Here is a 14,681-nt window from a genome sequence, read left to right as displayed (position 1 = left end):
CATTAACATAGTAAGGTAGACTCTTGTCAGCAGTGTAATTTTTATCCTAAGGAGGGTGAATCTCTTGCAAAAACGTAAAGATTTTATCTGGAAAATGGGCGGCCAACAAGGTGAAGGTATTGAGAGTTGTGGCGAAATCATGGCGACAATCCTCGCTAAAGAAGGTTATTCCTTGTATAGCCAACGTTTATTTGCATCTCGTATCAAAGGTGGTCATACTACATTCGCATTGCGCGTTGCATTAGAACAAGTTATGTCCATTGGTGAAGGCGTAGACTTCTTGCTTTCTCTTGATCAAGAAACAGTTGATATGCATGGTTCTGAAGTTCGCGATGGCGGTTACATCATTTGTGACAGCAAAGTAAGTCCTGACTTCTCTAAATTTGAAGGTACAAAGGTTAATTGCTTGTCCTTGCCAATTTCTGAAACAGCAATGAAACAAGGTTCCATGTTGATGCGTAACATCGTTGCACTTGGTATGTCTGTTGCACTTCTTGGTTTTGATACTAAGATGTTCAAAGATGCGATTGCTGCTAAATTTGCGAAAAAATCCCAAGAAATCGTGGATAAAAACTTGGCTGCTTTTGACGATGGTCATAGCCTTGTAATGGAAAAATTAGGCGATGTTGAAATCGATACATTGCCAGCTCCTGGTAAGAAAGATCAAATGTTCTTATTAGGTAATGAAGCATGTGCTTTAGGTGCTATCGCAGCGGGTTCCCGTTTCATGGCATCTTATCCTATTACTCCAGCATCTGAAGTAATGGAATATATGATTAAAAACATGGATAAATTGGGTGCTACAATCGTTCAAACAGAGGACGAAATCGCAGCATGTATGACAGCTATGGGCGGCGTATACGCAGGTGTTCGTGGCTTCACATGTACTTCTGGCCCTGGTCTTTCCTTGATGGCTGAATCCTTATCCATGGCTTCCATGGCTGAATTGCCAATGGTTGTTATCGATGTTCAACGTTCTGGCCCATCCACAGGTATGGCTACAAAGGTTGAACAATCTGATATTGATGCGGCTTGCTACAATGCACATGGCGATTACGCTGGTATCGTAATTTCTCCAACATCTATCGAAGAATGCTTCTATGAAATTCAAAAAGCATTCAACTTGGCAGAAATGTACCAATGCCCAGTTATCTTCATGCCTGACTTACAACAAGGTTTGAATAAACAATCTGTTCCTTCCTTCGACTTGAACCGTGTGCCTATTAACCGCGGTAAAATGATGAAAGAAGCTGACCTTCCTGAATTGGAACAACCTCATTATTTCAAACGCTTTGAATTGACTGAAGATGGCATTTCTCCTCGTACAATTCCTGGCATGAAAAATGGTCTATTCCTTTCTACAGGTCTTGAACATAATGAAGAAGGTAAACCAGCAGAAGCGCCTACAATGCACGTAGCGCAAACTGATAAACGTTTCCGCAAATTGGAAACTGTAGCTGATAACTATGAACCATTCTTGAATAATGCTAAATACGACGAAGCAGATGTACTTGTTGTAGGTATGGCTTCCAGCCGTGGTGCTATCGAAGAAGCAGTTGCTGAATTCGATCAAGAAGGCGTTAAAGTTAACCACTTACAATTGCGCTTGATTAAACCATTCCCAGCAAAACAATTACAACCATTTATGGATGCTGCGAAAAAAGTGGTTATCGTTGAACACAATGCAACAGGCCAATTGACTAACTTATTTAAAATCAACATGCATAAGAAATCTAAAATTTCCAGCTGCTTGAAATACGATGGTAATCCATTCACAAAAAGTTATGTGAAAAATGCTATTAAGGAGGTCCTATAATATGACAACAGCTAAAGATTACAGAAACGATATTCGTCCAAACTGGTGTCCTGGCTGTGGCCATTATGGGGTTCAAGCAGCAATTACTGATGCTGTAGCAGCAAGAAATATTCCACCAGAAAAATTAGCAGTAATTTCCGGTATCGGTTGCTCTAGCCGTATCGGTGGTTATTTCTACGCATATGGTGCACATACAACTCATGGTCGTGCGCTTCCTTACGCACAAGGCGTTAAACTTGCTAACCAAGACTTAGAAGTTATCGCTTGCTCCGGTGATGGTGATGCATTCGCTATTGGTATGGGTCACACTATCCATGCTTTCAAACGTAATGTAAACATGACATACATCGTTATGGATAACCATGTATATGGTTTGACTAAAGGTCAAGCATCCCCTCGTTCCGACATCGGTTTTGTTACAAAAACAACTCCTCGTGGGGCATTCGAATCTCCATTGTCCGTTTGTGAAACTGCAATTGCTGCAGGTGCTACATTCGTAGCGCAAGGTTACATGATTAACCGTGCAGAACTTGTTGATTTGATTCAACAAGCAATGGATCATGAAGGTTTCTCCTTCATTAACGTATTCAGCCCATGTGTTACTTACAATAAACACAACAGCTATGACTGGTTCAAAGAACACCTAGTTGCATTGCCAGAAGGTTATGATCCAACAGATCGTGCAACAGCACTTAAAACTTTGGGTGAAACAGATGGTTTGGTTACAGGTCTTATTTATCAAGATACTACTAAACCTTCCTTCGAAAAAGCTATGGCTGCAGCAAATGGTGGTCCACATCCTCGCCCATTGACTGAAGATGTTGTAAAACCAGATCAAGCACTATTCGATAGCCTTTGCAATCAATTTAAATAATCTTATTTAAATTGGATCATTTATGATCTGAACCCCTCTTTACTGGATGTCTAGTAAAGAGGGGTTTTTACATTATTAATCGTATGATTACTTTAGCGTATCATGAATAGTATGGTTATTTTATAGTGATATAAGTAATATGGTTACTTTATTGTGTTATGAATAGTATTCTTACTTTACGGAGGTTTTCTTAATTGATATACTAATTTATAATTTAGGATATTTATAATTAAGTAAAAAATTGAAAGCTTATAAGTATAAGAGGCTGTTATTTCAGAATATGAGGCATAATGGAAACGTATAGATGTAGTACTTACTGTACGATTCATTAAGGAGAGGGAATGAGTAACGTGTCGAATGAATATAATGAAGCATTGCTAGAGCCGCTTAAGTATTATCGGGAAGAGTTAAAGGATGCCTTCCAGCAAGTCACCGAGGAATACTTTCAAGATTTAGTCAATCAATCCAAGGTAGATATAGATACCAATAAAGTTTTAATAGACAAATATACCTCTGTATCAGAGAATCGAGATCAATCGAATACATCATATAAACGATTTGGCATTATTAAAAAGATTGATATTGTTATCGGTATAGGGGCCATTATTTATGGTGTCTATCAGTTTTCACAAAATCATGTAGATATTGTATCTATTATTATTTGTATTGCGGTTCTAGTTCTATGTGTAGGTTTATATCTATATTGGATTAAGCCCAATAGTAAGAGCCTTGAGGAAAAGCTTAAAGACCTAGATGCGGCCTTAGCTCAAATGCGCCAAGAAGGTTATGAGATGATGGCGCCTTTGAATAATCTCTTTCATAGTGAAATGACTATGGAACTCATAAAAAAGGCGATTCCTTTTATTCATATGGATTCTAATTTTAATATTGAACGATATGAACAGCTCGTTAAAGATTATGGATTCTTGGAAAAAGGTGATGTGAACCATTCCACATTAGATATTGCATCTGGCGATATTTTAGGAAATCCCTTTGTGTTTCTTAAGCGTATAGTCCACTGGCTGGATGACTATACCTATGAAGGCACATTAGATGTGACCTATACTGAGGAGTATGTAGATTCTAATGGGAATTTGAAGACTAGAGATGTGAACGAAACACTACGTGCAGTCATAAGACAACCTGGTCCGTATTATGCCAATAGAGTATCTTTAGTGTATGGCAATCATGCGGCACCTAACTTAACATTTCATAGAAAACCACCGGAAAAAGGATTCTTTAATTTTGGTGGTGCCAAGAGTCGCTTAGCAAAAGGCATTGCTAGTCTTAGAAAGAAAGCTGAAGATTCATTGGAGGACGGAGGTAATTTCCAAGCTCTAGCCAATGAAGAGTTTGATGCTCAATTTAATGCATTAGATCGTAATAATGAAGTTGAGTTCCGTGTATTGTTTACGCCGTTAGCACAAAGCAACTACAAGGATATTTTTGAAAACTCACCGTATGGCGATGATTTTATATTTAACAAAGAATGTAAAATTAATGAGGTTAAAGCTGACAACTCTCAAAACTGGGATTTTGATACTTCGCCATCTCAGTATTATGATTTTTCATTCGAAAAGATTAAAGAGAAGTTCATTAATTACAACTGTAGTTACTTTGATCATATGTATTTCTCATTCCTCCCAATTTTAGCAATTCCTGTGTATCAACAGATGGCATCTAATGATTATATTTATAGTAAATCTTATGCTTTCAAATATAATGATTACATTACAGAAATGCTAGCCAATAAAATGGGACTCAATTTATTTGTTCCCCCTAATGCGTCGGAGCGTAATAATGTAAAAACAATCCTTAAGACTAGCCACCATAAAAATGAAGGTGACTCAGAAGTGATTAAGGTAGATGCCTATTCGTATAGAACGATTGAACACATAGATGAAGTGCCTGTGCGAGCGGGTAATGGTAGAACCTATTATGTACCAGTCCGCTGGGACGAGTATGTTCCTGTTACAAAACACGAATTGATAGAGGTTTCAGAAATTAAATCTGCTGGAGAGGATTTTAATCATATTAAAGGTCTAGACCAGTATCAAAAATCTGAAAATAATAGAGATCGGTCTTTTGCATACGATCACTTTATGGCAGGTAAACTATATCGACAAAATCAGTCTCTCGACGATTTATTAAATACTATTTACAAAGAATTTGGAGGTACCCAAAATGGCTAACCAACTCGACGAAATGAATCCGGAAATTATGTCTGAAGGCAGAGATGTGCATGTTATCGCTAAGGTAATCCCTGTTGAAACTAGTGGCTTTGAAAAACTTCTTCCAACGATCCTTATGGCAGTTGGTGTTATCGGTATCGTTTTAGGCATAGTTATAGACAAGTATCTAGTATCTATTATTGGCGCCATTGTATTGATTTATCCATGGTGGCGATTAAAACAAATTAGCTCAGAGTTTAATATGATGGAACAAAGAATTCAAAATGCTGCATCTGAAATTGATAACTATATGGAGCAACGTGTTGTGATTCTTTCTAATGCGGCTAAACTTGTGGAAAAATCTATTGAAGTTGATAAGGATATCCTTGTAGACATTGCTAAGTATAGAAGTGGTAATTTTTCTGAAGAATCTAGAAGTGATGTGAATGCACAACTTAACAAGGCTACAAGAGCCCTCAACGTAGCTATAGAAAATTATCCAGAATTACAAAGCCAAGATACAATTCGTGATGCAATGCAACAAAATTCTTACTTACAAAAAGAAATTACTGCAGCTAGAACGTTGTATAATGATGCTGTAAATACTTGGAATAGAGAAATCTTTGAATTCCCATTTAAAAAGATTGTAGCGGCCAAAGAAGGTAGAACTACTAGAATTCCATTTATTGCAGATCAAGAAACTAAAGAAAAATCTAAAGGCGTTTTCTTTTAAGGGATAGGCAATTGGAGGTTAGTGTATAAAGGGCATACTATAAAATCTGACATTAGTATATAAGGGGATACTATGAAGTCTTATGAAAAAGGGATTAGCTTGTCTATCTGGACATTGAGCTGGCCTATATTTATCGAAGTATTCCTACAGCTGTTAGTAGGTAATATAGACCAAGTAATGATGAGCCATTACTCTCCTCAAGCGGTAGCAGCTGTGGCTAATGCCAATCAAATTTTAAATATCTTTATTATGCTCATCATTGTTATGAGTACAGCTACGACGATTTTGATTGCCCAGTATTTAGGGGCTAAGAATCAGTCTAAGCTATCTGAGGTGTGTACGGTCAGTTTGGTGTTGAACTTTTTGTTTTCATCTGTTGCGGCCGTATTCTTTATCACCTGTCATGAATGGATTTTTACATGGCTAGGTATACCTCCCGAAACGATGAGTGATACGTCGATATATACGACCATTGTGGCCGCAGGATTACCGATTCAGGCTATGTATTATGCGCTGGTTGCCGTATTTAGAGGCCATTCATTAACGCGTGTTACTATGTATATCGCGTTAGTTATGAATGTTATCCATATCACAACTAACTATGTATTAATATTTGGTCATGGTCCCATACCAAGCCTTGGTGTACTAGGGGTATCAATTTCTACCTGGTTATCTAAGGTGGTAGGCCTCGTAATTATTGGCTATACCTTTAAGAAGTTGCTTACTTTAGAGGTGAGCTTCAAATTTTTAAAACCATTCCCGTGGCATACGGTTAAGTCTTTACTGAATATCAGTGTTCCCTCTGGTGGTGAAACATTAAGCTATCAGCTATCTCAGACAACGATTATGAAAATGGTCAACATCCTAGGGCTAGCTGTTATTAATACAAAGGTGTATGTATCAGTTATTGCCATGCTTTGCTATGTATATACCATAGCATTAGCAAATGCATCTCAAGTTATTGTGGGTTACCTGATGGGGGCTAAACGACAAGCTGAGGTGACAAATCGCGTATGGCATTCTATGTTGTTAGCCATTGCCATTAGTGTAGGACTGGCTACGTTCTTTTATATTACCAGTGATATTGTACTATCCATATTTACTACGGATCCAGAAATCCTATCGTTAGCACATAATGTATTACTGATTGAGATTTTTCTTGAGTTAGGTCGTGCCGTTAATATTGTTATGGTTGGCTGCTTACAAGCAGCAGGGGATATTAGAACACCGATGCTCGTAGGCATTTTTGGCATGTGGTTATGTGCTGTACCATTGTCCTATCTATTTGGAATTTACTGGGAATGGGGGCTCGTAGGCATTTGGATTGCCATGGCGGTAGATGAAATTTTACGAGGTTTATTATTTGTATATCGCTGGTATAGTGGGAAGTGGAAAAATAGACGCCTCATAGAGGCATAGTCTTATATTTACACGATTTCAATATACTTTTAGTAGTTTGTAGATATAGTTAGCCTTACATTAGAGAGTGTAAGGCTAATTATTTGTGAAAGTAGGTTTATATGAGTAAGACAGTAGGCATTATTGGCTTAGGTCTATTAGGTGGTTCGTTGGCGAAGGCTTTAAAGGCCTATACCGATTATGAGGTAGTAGGGTATGCTCGTCGCCAAGAGGTTTGTGATGCGGCCATTCAGGATGGGGTGGTAAAAGCTGCTTGGACTGAGGTAGAACCATTGATTGAAAATTCAGATATCGTTGTATTTTCATTGCCTCCAGATACAAATGCAAGACTATTTACAGAAATGGCACATCTTTTTAGACCAGGACAAGTGGTGACTGATGTATCTAGTGCAAAGGAAAACTTTGTACGAGCTGTATATGATTCTATTCCGAAAGGGACAATTTTTGTGTCTGTTCATCCTATGGCTGGCTCTGAAAAGGGTGGCTACGAAGTATCTCATAAAAACCTATTTAAAGGTATGGGTTGGATTGTACTAGAGGATAAGGCCTCTGATGTATATAATGAAGAGGTTGCTCAAGAACTAGCTGAAATGGGACGCGCTGTAGGATCACGTATTGAATTCGTCGATATCTATGCTCACGATGCGTATTTAGCTATGGTGAGTCATATGCCACATTTATTGGCATCCATTTTAACTCAAGTTTCCGGTGGTGATGAATTAGGCGAGTTGCGCATGAAATTATCTGCAGGAGGCTTTAGAGATTGTACACGTGTTGCCGGTGGTTTGCCATCTATGTGGCGTGAAATCATTTATGGTAATAGACACAATGTAATTGAAGGTCTTTCACAAATCGAATCCGAAATCAAACGGGTAAAAGAGATACTTTCACAAGAAGATGAAGGTCAAGCTTTAGAATCCTATCTTGAACGAGGAAGAGAAATCCGCGGTAAATTACCATATTTAACCGGTCAAATAAAGAATAGCTAATGATAAATAATTATTAGCTAAGGCTATACATTGATTAGCACTCATAGAATACTGACAATGAATAATTAACATTCATTTGAACTTGATGTATATTTATGTAGCTGAAGCAACGCGGTTTATGCAGTATAATGTGTATACTAGGGTTCGTAAAGAATATACATTTAACATATTATTTAGTTAAGGAGATACCATGAGTTTGTTACAAGAAACTTGTGACTCTATTAGAGGTCGCAGTCATGAAATTGAACAACATATAATCGATAGTTGGAATGTAGGTTCACCTGTAGAGCAATATGGGCGACTTGTAAACGTGGTGGCTCAATATGGTGCGGCTACAAATCAGGAACAGTTAACAGTTCCAAAACCTTGTATGATTATTGCCTCTGCCGATCATGGCGTGGCTGATATGGGCGTTAGTGCGTACCCAAAGGAAACAACCGTAGGGATGACACAAAATTACCTAATTCCTAAAGGGGCTGGCGCTAATTCCTTAGCTAATTACTGCGGTGCTCAAATGGAAGTTATCGATATGGGTATTGATGCGGATATGAGCTGGGTACCAGGATTACGTATTCATAAACTTGGCATGGGTACAAAGAACTTTGTGGAAGAACCTGCCATGACACGTGAGCAAGCTATTGAAGGTATTGAAACGGGTATTCGTCTTGTAAAAGAGAAAATTGACGAAGGCTTTAATGTCTTCTTAGTAGGGGAAATGGGTATTTCCAATACTACCGCTAGTGCTCTTATGACTGCTAAATTTGCAGGACTCACAGCAGAGGAAGCGACAGGTCGAGGCACTAATATTTCTGACGAACGTTTGAAATTAAAACAACGCATTGTGCATGATGTATTAGAAAAATATAAAGATATTCCAAAAGACGATGCCATCGGAATTTTATCCTCCGTGGGGGGCTTTGAATTCTCCTGTATCGTAGGTGTTATTCTAGGTGCTGCAGCTAATAATGCATTAGTTATTATTGATGGCTTTAATACATCTGCTTGTGCGTTGGTTGCTAAGACATTGGTGCCACAAGCGATGGACTATGTGATGGCATCTCATTTATCTGCTGAAAAAGCGGCTAAATCTTCCTTAGAAAATCTAGGCCTTGAAGCCTATGTTGACTTAGGACTTTGCCTCGGTGAGGCATCTGGTGGCTCCATTCAAATGGGTATGCTAGACCTTGCCGTTCATATGTATTTGGCTGTTACAGGAGGTAAGGTATGAGAACATTTACAATCGAACCATTACATGCGCCATCCATGGAAGCATGCCGATTACGTATCGATAATTTAACAAAACCTATTTATAGCCTTGCTACATTAGAGTTAATAGCTGAGCGCTTTGCGGGCATTCTGGCAGATCCTCAACCAAATCATTTGCGATATGGTGTATTTGTGGTGGCGGCGGATCACTTGGTAGATGGTCCTCAAAATAGTCAGCATGGCAGTGAAAGCAACGCAGCTATTAAGCGTTTCAATGATGGTAGAACGGCTACGCAAGGTGCGGCAAATAAGTTACAAGCAGCTGTACATGTAGTAAATATAGGCCTTGAACAAGATACGACAGATTTGACGAATATTGAACAAAAGGTTATCCGTAAGGGGTCCCACTTCTTTGGTGTAGAACCTGTTATTTCTCGTGATGAGTTAGAAGCGTCTATTGAACTAGGCTTTTCCTATGCTGATAAACTGCACAACGAAGGATTACAAGTCGTTGCTCTTGGTAACATAGGGGAGAGGGCATTCCTCGATTCCCTTGTAACGACTGCAACTATTACAGGTTGTGCTTATGACGATATTCTAGTCCATACTGAATGTGGACCTACCATTGAGCAACGAGCTGCTCATATTCATTCCTTTGTAGATCGTTTCAACATTGATGTTGATGATTGGTCTGCTTTGAGTGAAAGCGAGCGTCGTGATGCGGTATTGCATTTGCTTCATGTCGCAGGTGGTTTAGATATTGCATTCTTAACTGGTTTTATCTTAGGTGCTGCTAGTCATCGTATGGCGGTAGTATTTGATAATGCCGTAACAGGTGCAGCTGTATTGGCTGCCGTTACTATTGATCCATTAGTTAAGGACTATATATTCCCATCCGCCGCATATGAGGAGCCAATCCATAAGGAGCAATGTCGATTCTTAGGTGTAAAACCATGTTTGCACTATAACTTACAAATTGATGAAGCATTGGGCTCCACAATGGGACTATCCATTATCGATGCATCCATGCATATGTTAAATGATATGAAAACCTTCGTGGAAGCTGAGGTTAAAGCAGCTGAAGATGGAGCCGGTAAAGGTAGACAAAAGAACAAAGATTAATCTATATAAAAGAGGGAGTATTAAATCCCTCTTTTTATATGTTTTATGCTCAATTATGCAAAATTAACTGAGAATTTCATGGAAAAACCATTGACACTATATGTGTAAATTGATATTATTATAGGGCAGTCAGGACAGACATAAATTGTTCTTGACGACAGATTGATGATTATGTTATATTAATTATCGGTTCTGTATGCGGGAATAGCTCAGCGGTAGAGCACCGCCTTGCCAAGGCGGGGGTCGCGAGTTCGAATCTCGTTTCCCGCTCCATACATTCCTCGATAGCTCAGTTGGTAGAGCAATCGGCTGTTAACCGATCGGTCGTAGGTTCGAGTCCTACTCGAGGAGCCATTTATGACTCACTAGCTCAGTTGGCAGAGCACCTGACTTTTAATCAGGGTGTCCCGCGTTCGAGTCGCGGGTGAGTCACCATTCTGGCCCGTTGGTCAAGCGGTTAAGACACCGCCCTTTCACGGCGGTATCCCGGGTTCGATTCCCGGACGGGTCACCACATATGGACGATTAGCTCAGCTGGGAGAGCGCCTGCCTTACAAGCAGGATGTCGGCAGTTCGATCCTGTCATCGTCCACCACATGCGGGAATAGCTCAGCGGTAGAGCACCGCCTTGCCAAGGCGGGGGTCGCGAGTTCGAATCTCGTTTCCCGCTCCATTAATGTTCCTCGATAGCTCAGTTGGTAGAGCAATCGGCTGTTAACCGATCGGTCGTAGGTTCGAGTCCTACTCGAGGAGCCAATTTCATATGGCCCGTTGGTCAAGCGGTTAAGACACCGCCCTTTCACGGCGGTATCCCGGGTTCGATTCCCGGACGGGTCACCACATGGACGATTAGCTCAGCTGGGAGAGCGCCTGCCTTACAAGCAGGATGTCGGCAGTTCGATCCTGTCATCGTCCACCAACGTAAGCGGTCATCTTCAGATGACCGCTTTTTGTTATAGTAAACAAGACATATTAACGTGGCGCGTACATGATGATATAAACGCCTACAAGACATACGAGACCACCGATGATATCATATGTGTCTGGTCGTAAACCATCGATGAGCCAACCCCATAGGATGGAGAGAGCGATAAATACGCCACCATAGGCTGCGTAAACTTTACCGAAGCTTGCTTCCGGTTGGAAGGTAGGGATGATGCCGTATAAAAATAGGATGATCGCACCAGCTAGTAAATAGACAGGACTTTTATCGTCGCGCATATATAGCCATACGAGATAACCGCCGCCAATTTCAGCTAAACCAGCCAATATAAAGAAGAAAATAGATAAGAGCATAATAACCTCACAATATTAATTGAAATCTATTCTCTATTTTACAACTTGTAACGGTAGAGAGCAATTGTTTAATGGGATAAGATTGATAGCTACTAGTTGTAAAGAAAAGATTATTAAAGATAGCTATTGATGGAGAATAAATAAGTGACATTAAAAAACCCGTACACACATATGTGTACGGGTTTTGTTTCTCTTTTATAAACGTGCTGGTGATTCGCTATGCACATAATCCATAAAGGTATGCATTGTTTCAGATTTAGAGTTATTCTTTTTGAATGCGAAGCACACTTGTAATTTAAATGGTTTTTCTAAAGGTATGAAGCCATCATTGATGTTTAAAGAATTTAAGATTTGGCGTGCTACGATGCAGCCAGATTTATTTTTTTTGCAGTAGTCGATCATTGTATATGGGTTGGATAAACGGCTACCTCTAATATGTAGATTTTGTTGGCCGTTACCCACATAGTTTTTCAATGTGCGATACATAAAGTACTTAGGTGGATACATAAGCAACGGTTGTTGCTGAATTGCTTTCAAACTAGCAACTTCCATACCATCGATAATGTTTGGAGCATAGTATACGAATTCGTCCTCCCGAAGGGCCGTAGATTCATAGGCTGACATATCTTTGTTGTTTGGTAAGTAGAGGAGAGCGATGTCAATACGATTTTCGCGTAAGTCGAGCATCAATTCTTCTTCTTCCATGTCGTAAATGCTAACTGAAAACTCAGGATGGTTTTGGAAGAAGTGAGATACATAGCCATTAAGACGGATATCACCTAAACTACGCAATACACCAATATTTAAGATCGGACGCTCTACCTTGCTGGCTAAACGAATCGATTGGATAGCGCGTTCCAATGTGTCAAGAACTTGCTCTGCTTCTGGTAGGAATAATTCGCCTTCAGGCGTCAAACGGCTACCTCTTGTGGAGCGTGATATTAATTTCACACCAACTAGACGCTCTAATTTTTTCATTTGAGCGCTGAAAGCTGATTGTGTAATATTCATAGATTGTGCAGCTAATGTAAAGCTTCCTGTTTTATTATAGGTAATAAAACTTTGTAGCTCTTGCATTGTAGGTAACTCTTTCATAGTATTCCCCCAATATTGACATAAAACTCCAATGATACCTATTACCTTTCTTACTCATATTGTAGCATACTATAATTGTTTTTTCATCTAAATCTATAAAATATGATGAATCATGCACAATCGATATAGTGGGCAATATTATCGTAAAAAATCGTGATAAATAAATGCGATTATGCACTTATTTCAATGACTTTCACAATTATCAATAATTGACATAACTAAATGAAAATGATATTATACATGAGTACCATTCCGTGTAGGTACAGGTTTATATTAATCTTATGAGGTGATAATCACATGGCAACGAGAAGAGAGGCTCGATTCAAACTTTGTCGTCGCTTTGGTGTGAACGTATTCGGTCACGCAAAAGCCTTGAATCGCGTCAAAAAAGACCAACGTCAGAAAAAAATGTCTGAGTATGGCACACAATTATTAGAAAAACAAAAAGTTAAAGCTTACTACAACTTGCTAGAACGCCAGTTCGTACGCTATTATGATAAAGCGAAAAAAATGCAAGGTGTTACAGGTCAAAACATGTTGATCCTTTTGGAACAACGTCTTGACAACCTTGTATATCGCATCGGCTTCGGTAACTCCATTCGTCAAGCTCGTCAAATGGTAAACCATGGCCACATTTTGGTAAACGGTCGTCGCGTAGACATTCCTTCCTTCTCCTGCAAACCAGGCGATGTAATCGAATTGCGCGAAGCATCTCGTGACAACGAAATGTTTAAAACTAACTTCCAAGAACTTCGTTCTTTCGAACTTCCTTACATTGAAAAAGACTTGGAAGGCTTCAAAGCTACATTCACTCGTCTTCCTCAACGTGAAGAACTTCCTATCGAAGTTAACGAAACACTTATCGTCGAATTGTACTCCAAATAATTTGGCGCTTATGGGAAAACCACTCAGAATTGGGTGGTTTTTTCTTTATGACATATCACTGTTAATGGGCTATAACAGTGTAAAAAACAATTGACATAGAACACCAAAATCTGTATACTATTTTGAGTAAGCTTTAGTCGTGTTTCCATTAGCCCCGGAAGCGAGGACTAGCTGATTTTGGTAGAATTATGACGTTATTAGGAGGATATGCAGCATGAAAACTACATTTATGGCCAATCCGAACACAATCGAACGGAAATGGTATGTTGTTGACGCTGAAGGTAAAACTTTAGGACGCCTTGCTGCCGAAGTTGCAAAAGTTCTTCGGGGCAAAAATAAACCAACTTTCACACCACACGTAGACACTGGTGATCATGTGATCGTTGTAAACGCAGAAAAAATTCGCGTAACTGGTAAAAAATTGGAACAAAAGGAATACTTCCGTCACTCTGGTTACCCAGGTGGTTCCCGTTTCACTAAATTGTCCATGATGCTTGAAAAACAACCTGAACGTGTTGTTGAAATGGCAGTTCGTGGTATGCTTCCAAAAAACAAATTGGGTGCACAACAATACCGTAAATTAAACGTATACGCTGGTCCTGAGCATCCACATGCAGCTCAAAAACCAGAAGTATTAGAAATTTCCGTACGATAATCTAGAGGGAGGAACATATAATGGCAGTAGCACAATATTACGGCACTGGTCGTAGAAAATCTTCCGTTGCTAGAGTTCGTCTGGTACCGGGCACAGGTAAAATCACTGTTAACAAACGTGAACTTAATGAATATTTCGGTCGCCAAACTTTGGAATTGATCGTAAAACAACCTTTGAACTTGACTAATACAGTTGAACAATACGATGTAATCGCAACTGTAGCTGGTGGCGGTCCTTCCGGTCAAGCTGGTGCAATTCGTCACGGTATCTCCCGTGCGTTATTGGACGTAGATGGCGAACTTCGTCAATCTTTGAAAAAAGCTGGCTTCTTGACTCGTGACCCACGTATGAAAGAACGTAAAAAATACGGTCTTAAAAAAGCCCGCAAAGCAAGCCAATTCTCCAAACGTTAATATTTGG

General features: G+C 39.5%; 13 protein-coding genes and 9 tRNA genes. 20 read left to right on the top strand and 2 right to left on the bottom strand.

What is annotated here, in order from left to right:
• Positions 1-64: 64 nt before the first annotated feature.
• The 17 genes from VRHSUH10_RS05065 (at position 65) to VRHSUH10_RS04985 (ending at position 11,249) form a co-directional block, all read left to right on the top strand.
• Complete coding sequence (locus VRHSUH10_RS05065; protein ID WP_105089699.1) at positions 65-1,816, top strand: 2-oxoacid:acceptor oxidoreductase subunit alpha; 1,752 nt, start codon at positions 65-67, stop codon at positions 1,814-1,816.
• A 1-nt stretch (position 1,817) separates the two neighbouring features.
• The gene (locus VRHSUH10_RS05060; RefSeq protein ID WP_105089698.1) at positions 1,818-2,690 is read left to right on the top strand and encodes a 2-oxoacid:ferredoxin oxidoreductase subunit beta; all 873 of its coding nucleotides are present in this window, start codon (positions 1,818-1,820) and stop codon (positions 2,688-2,690) included.
• Positions 2,691-3,031: 341 nt separating this feature from the next.
• The gene (locus tag VRHSUH10_RS05055) at positions 3,032-4,882 is read left to right on the top strand and encodes an MAG1210 family protein (RefSeq protein WP_233187080.1); all 1,851 of its coding nucleotides are present in this window, start codon (positions 3,032-3,034) and stop codon (positions 4,880-4,882) included.
• Positions 4,875-5,594: a LemA family protein gene (locus VRHSUH10_RS05050; protein WP_105089697.1), complete on the top strand. Its 720-nt coding sequence runs from the start codon at positions 4,875-4,877 to the stop codon at positions 5,592-5,594. Before VRHSUH10_RS05055 ends, VRHSUH10_RS05050 begins: the two co-directional genes overlap by 8 nt.
• Positions 5,595-5,666: 72 nt before the next feature.
• Positions 5,667-7,013, top strand: a complete 1,347-nt coding sequence (locus VRHSUH10_RS05045) for an MATE family efflux transporter (RefSeq protein ID WP_105089696.1) — start codon at positions 5,667-5,669, stop codon at positions 7,011-7,013.
• A gap of 101 nt (positions 7,014-7,114) precedes the next feature.
• Positions 7,115-8,002 carry a prephenate dehydrogenase/arogenate dehydrogenase family protein gene (locus VRHSUH10_RS05040; RefSeq protein ID WP_105089695.1) on the top strand — a complete coding sequence of 296 codons (888 nt, stop codon included), beginning with the start codon at positions 7,115-7,117 and terminating at the stop codon, positions 8,000-8,002.
• Between the two features lie 190 nt (positions 8,003-8,192).
• Positions 8,193-9,230 (top strand): nicotinate-nucleotide--dimethylbenzimidazole phosphoribosyltransferase, encoded by a 1,038-nt coding sequence (locus tag VRHSUH10_RS05035; RefSeq protein ID WP_105089694.1) that lies wholly within the window; start codon positions 8,193-8,195, stop codon positions 9,228-9,230.
• Complete coding sequence (locus VRHSUH10_RS05030) at positions 9,227-10,330, top strand: nicotinate-nucleotide--dimethylbenzimidazole phosphoribosyltransferase (RefSeq protein WP_105089693.1); 1,104 nt, start codon at positions 9,227-9,229, stop codon at positions 10,328-10,330. The genes VRHSUH10_RS05035 and VRHSUH10_RS05030 overlap by 4 nt, the downstream gene beginning before the upstream one ends.
• A 198-nt stretch (positions 10,331-10,528) precedes the next feature.
• A tRNA-Gly gene (locus VRHSUH10_RS05025) sits at positions 10,529-10,603 on the top strand.
• Between the two features lie 5 nt (positions 10,604-10,608).
• Positions 10,609-10,684, top strand: a tRNA-Asn gene (locus VRHSUH10_RS05020).
• A 5-nt stretch (positions 10,685-10,689) separates the two neighbouring features.
• A tRNA-Lys gene (locus VRHSUH10_RS05015) sits at positions 10,690-10,765 on the top strand.
• Positions 10,766-10,769: 4 nt separating this feature from the next.
• Positions 10,770-10,844 (top strand) — tRNA-Glu (locus VRHSUH10_RS05010).
• 5 nt (positions 10,845-10,849) lie between these two features.
• Positions 10,850-10,925, top strand: a tRNA-Val gene (locus VRHSUH10_RS05005).
• Between the two features lie 3 nt (positions 10,926-10,928).
• Positions 10,929-11,003 (top strand) — tRNA-Gly (locus VRHSUH10_RS05000).
• Positions 11,004-11,010: 7 nt separating this feature from the next.
• Positions 11,011-11,086, top strand: a tRNA-Asn gene (locus VRHSUH10_RS04995).
• 9 nt (positions 11,087-11,095) lie between these two features.
• Positions 11,096-11,170 (top strand) — tRNA-Glu (locus tag VRHSUH10_RS04990).
• Between the two features lie 3 nt (positions 11,171-11,173).
• Positions 11,174-11,249: transfer RNA gene (locus tag VRHSUH10_RS04985), tRNA-Val, on the top strand.
• Between the two features lie 53 nt (positions 11,250-11,302).
• Here VRHSUH10_RS04985 and VRHSUH10_RS04980 read toward each other — a convergent pair.
• Together VRHSUH10_RS04980 and VRHSUH10_RS04975 are read right to left on the bottom strand one after the other, a co-directional pair.
• Positions 11,303-11,626, bottom strand: coding sequence for a YnfA family protein (locus VRHSUH10_RS04980; protein WP_105089692.1), 324 nt, complete (start codon positions 11,624-11,626; stop codon positions 11,303-11,305).
• Positions 11,627-11,821: 195 nt separating this feature from the next.
• Entirely contained in the window at positions 11,822-12,721 is a 900-nt protein-coding gene (locus tag VRHSUH10_RS04975) for a LysR family transcriptional regulator (protein WP_105089691.1), read from the bottom strand.
• Positions 12,722-13,018: 297 nt separating this feature from the next.
• On the opposite strand from VRHSUH10_RS04975, the gene rpsD reads away from it, so the two are divergent.
• The 3 genes from rpsD (at position 13,019) to rpsI (ending at position 14,674) form a co-directional block, all read left to right on the top strand.
• A complete protein-coding gene (gene rpsD / locus VRHSUH10_RS04970; protein WP_004695181.1) occupies positions 13,019-13,606 on the top strand; it encodes a 30S ribosomal protein S4 in 588 nt (195 codons plus the stop codon).
• Positions 13,607-13,820: 214 nt separating this feature from the next.
• Positions 13,821-14,261, top strand: a complete 441-nt coding sequence (rplM, locus tag VRHSUH10_RS04965; protein ID WP_005381375.1) for a 50S ribosomal protein L13 — start codon at positions 13,821-13,823, stop codon at positions 14,259-14,261.
• Between the two features lie 20 nt (positions 14,262-14,281).
• On the top strand, positions 14,282-14,674 hold the full coding sequence (gene rpsI, locus VRHSUH10_RS04960; RefSeq protein ID WP_005377846.1) for a 30S ribosomal protein S9: 393 nt from the start codon (positions 14,282-14,284) through the stop codon (positions 14,672-14,674).
• Positions 14,675-14,681: the final 7 nt, after the last annotated feature.

This window comes from Veillonella sp. T11011-6, from assembly GCF_002959755.1.
Taxonomy (GTDB): domain Bacteria; phylum Bacillota; class Negativicutes; order Veillonellales; family Veillonellaceae; genus Veillonella.
The sequence above is the reverse complement of the archived record's forward strand: the minus strand, read 5'-3'. Positions and strand labels throughout refer to the sequence as shown.

What these genes read in the sequence shown, in the direction of transcription:
- rpsD (WP_004695181.1), top strand. Translation starts at nt 13,019, where the DNA reads ATGGCAACGAGAAGAGAGGCTCGATTCAAACTTTGTCGTCGCTTTGGT.
- VRHSUH10_RS04980 (WP_105089692.1), bottom strand. Translation starts at nt 11,626, where the DNA reads ATGCTCTTATCTATTTTCTTCTTTATATTGGCTGGTTTAGCTGAAATT.
- VRHSUH10_RS05055 (WP_233187080.1), top strand. Translation starts at nt 3,032, where the DNA reads ATGAGTAACGTGTCGAATGAATATAATGAAGCATTGCTAGAGCCGCTT.
- VRHSUH10_RS05030 (WP_105089693.1), top strand. Translation starts at nt 9,227, where the DNA reads ATGAGAACATTTACAATCGAACCATTACATGCGCCATCCATGGAAGCA.
- VRHSUH10_RS05040 (WP_105089695.1), top strand. Translation starts at nt 7,115, where the DNA reads ATGAGTAAGACAGTAGGCATTATTGGCTTAGGTCTATTAGGTGGTTCG.
- rpsI (WP_005377846.1), top strand. Translation starts at nt 14,282, where the DNA reads ATGGCAGTAGCACAATATTACGGCACTGGTCGTAGAAAATCTTCCGTT.
- VRHSUH10_RS05035 (WP_105089694.1), top strand. Translation starts at nt 8,193, where the DNA reads ATGAGTTTGTTACAAGAAACTTGTGACTCTATTAGAGGTCGCAGTCAT.
- VRHSUH10_RS05060 (WP_105089698.1), top strand. Translation starts at nt 1,818, where the DNA reads ATGACAACAGCTAAAGATTACAGAAACGATATTCGTCCAAACTGGTGT.
- rplM (WP_005381375.1), top strand. Translation starts at nt 13,821, where the DNA reads ATGAAAACTACATTTATGGCCAATCCGAACACAATCGAACGGAAATGG.
- VRHSUH10_RS05050 (WP_105089697.1), top strand. Translation starts at nt 4,875, where the DNA reads ATGGCTAACCAACTCGACGAAATGAATCCGGAAATTATGTCTGAAGGC.
- VRHSUH10_RS04975 (WP_105089691.1), bottom strand. Translation starts at nt 12,721, where the DNA reads ATGAAAGAGTTACCTACAATGCAAGAGCTACAAAGTTTTATTACCTAT.
- VRHSUH10_RS05045 (WP_105089696.1), top strand. Translation starts at nt 5,667, where the DNA reads ATGAAGTCTTATGAAAAAGGGATTAGCTTGTCTATCTGGACATTGAGC.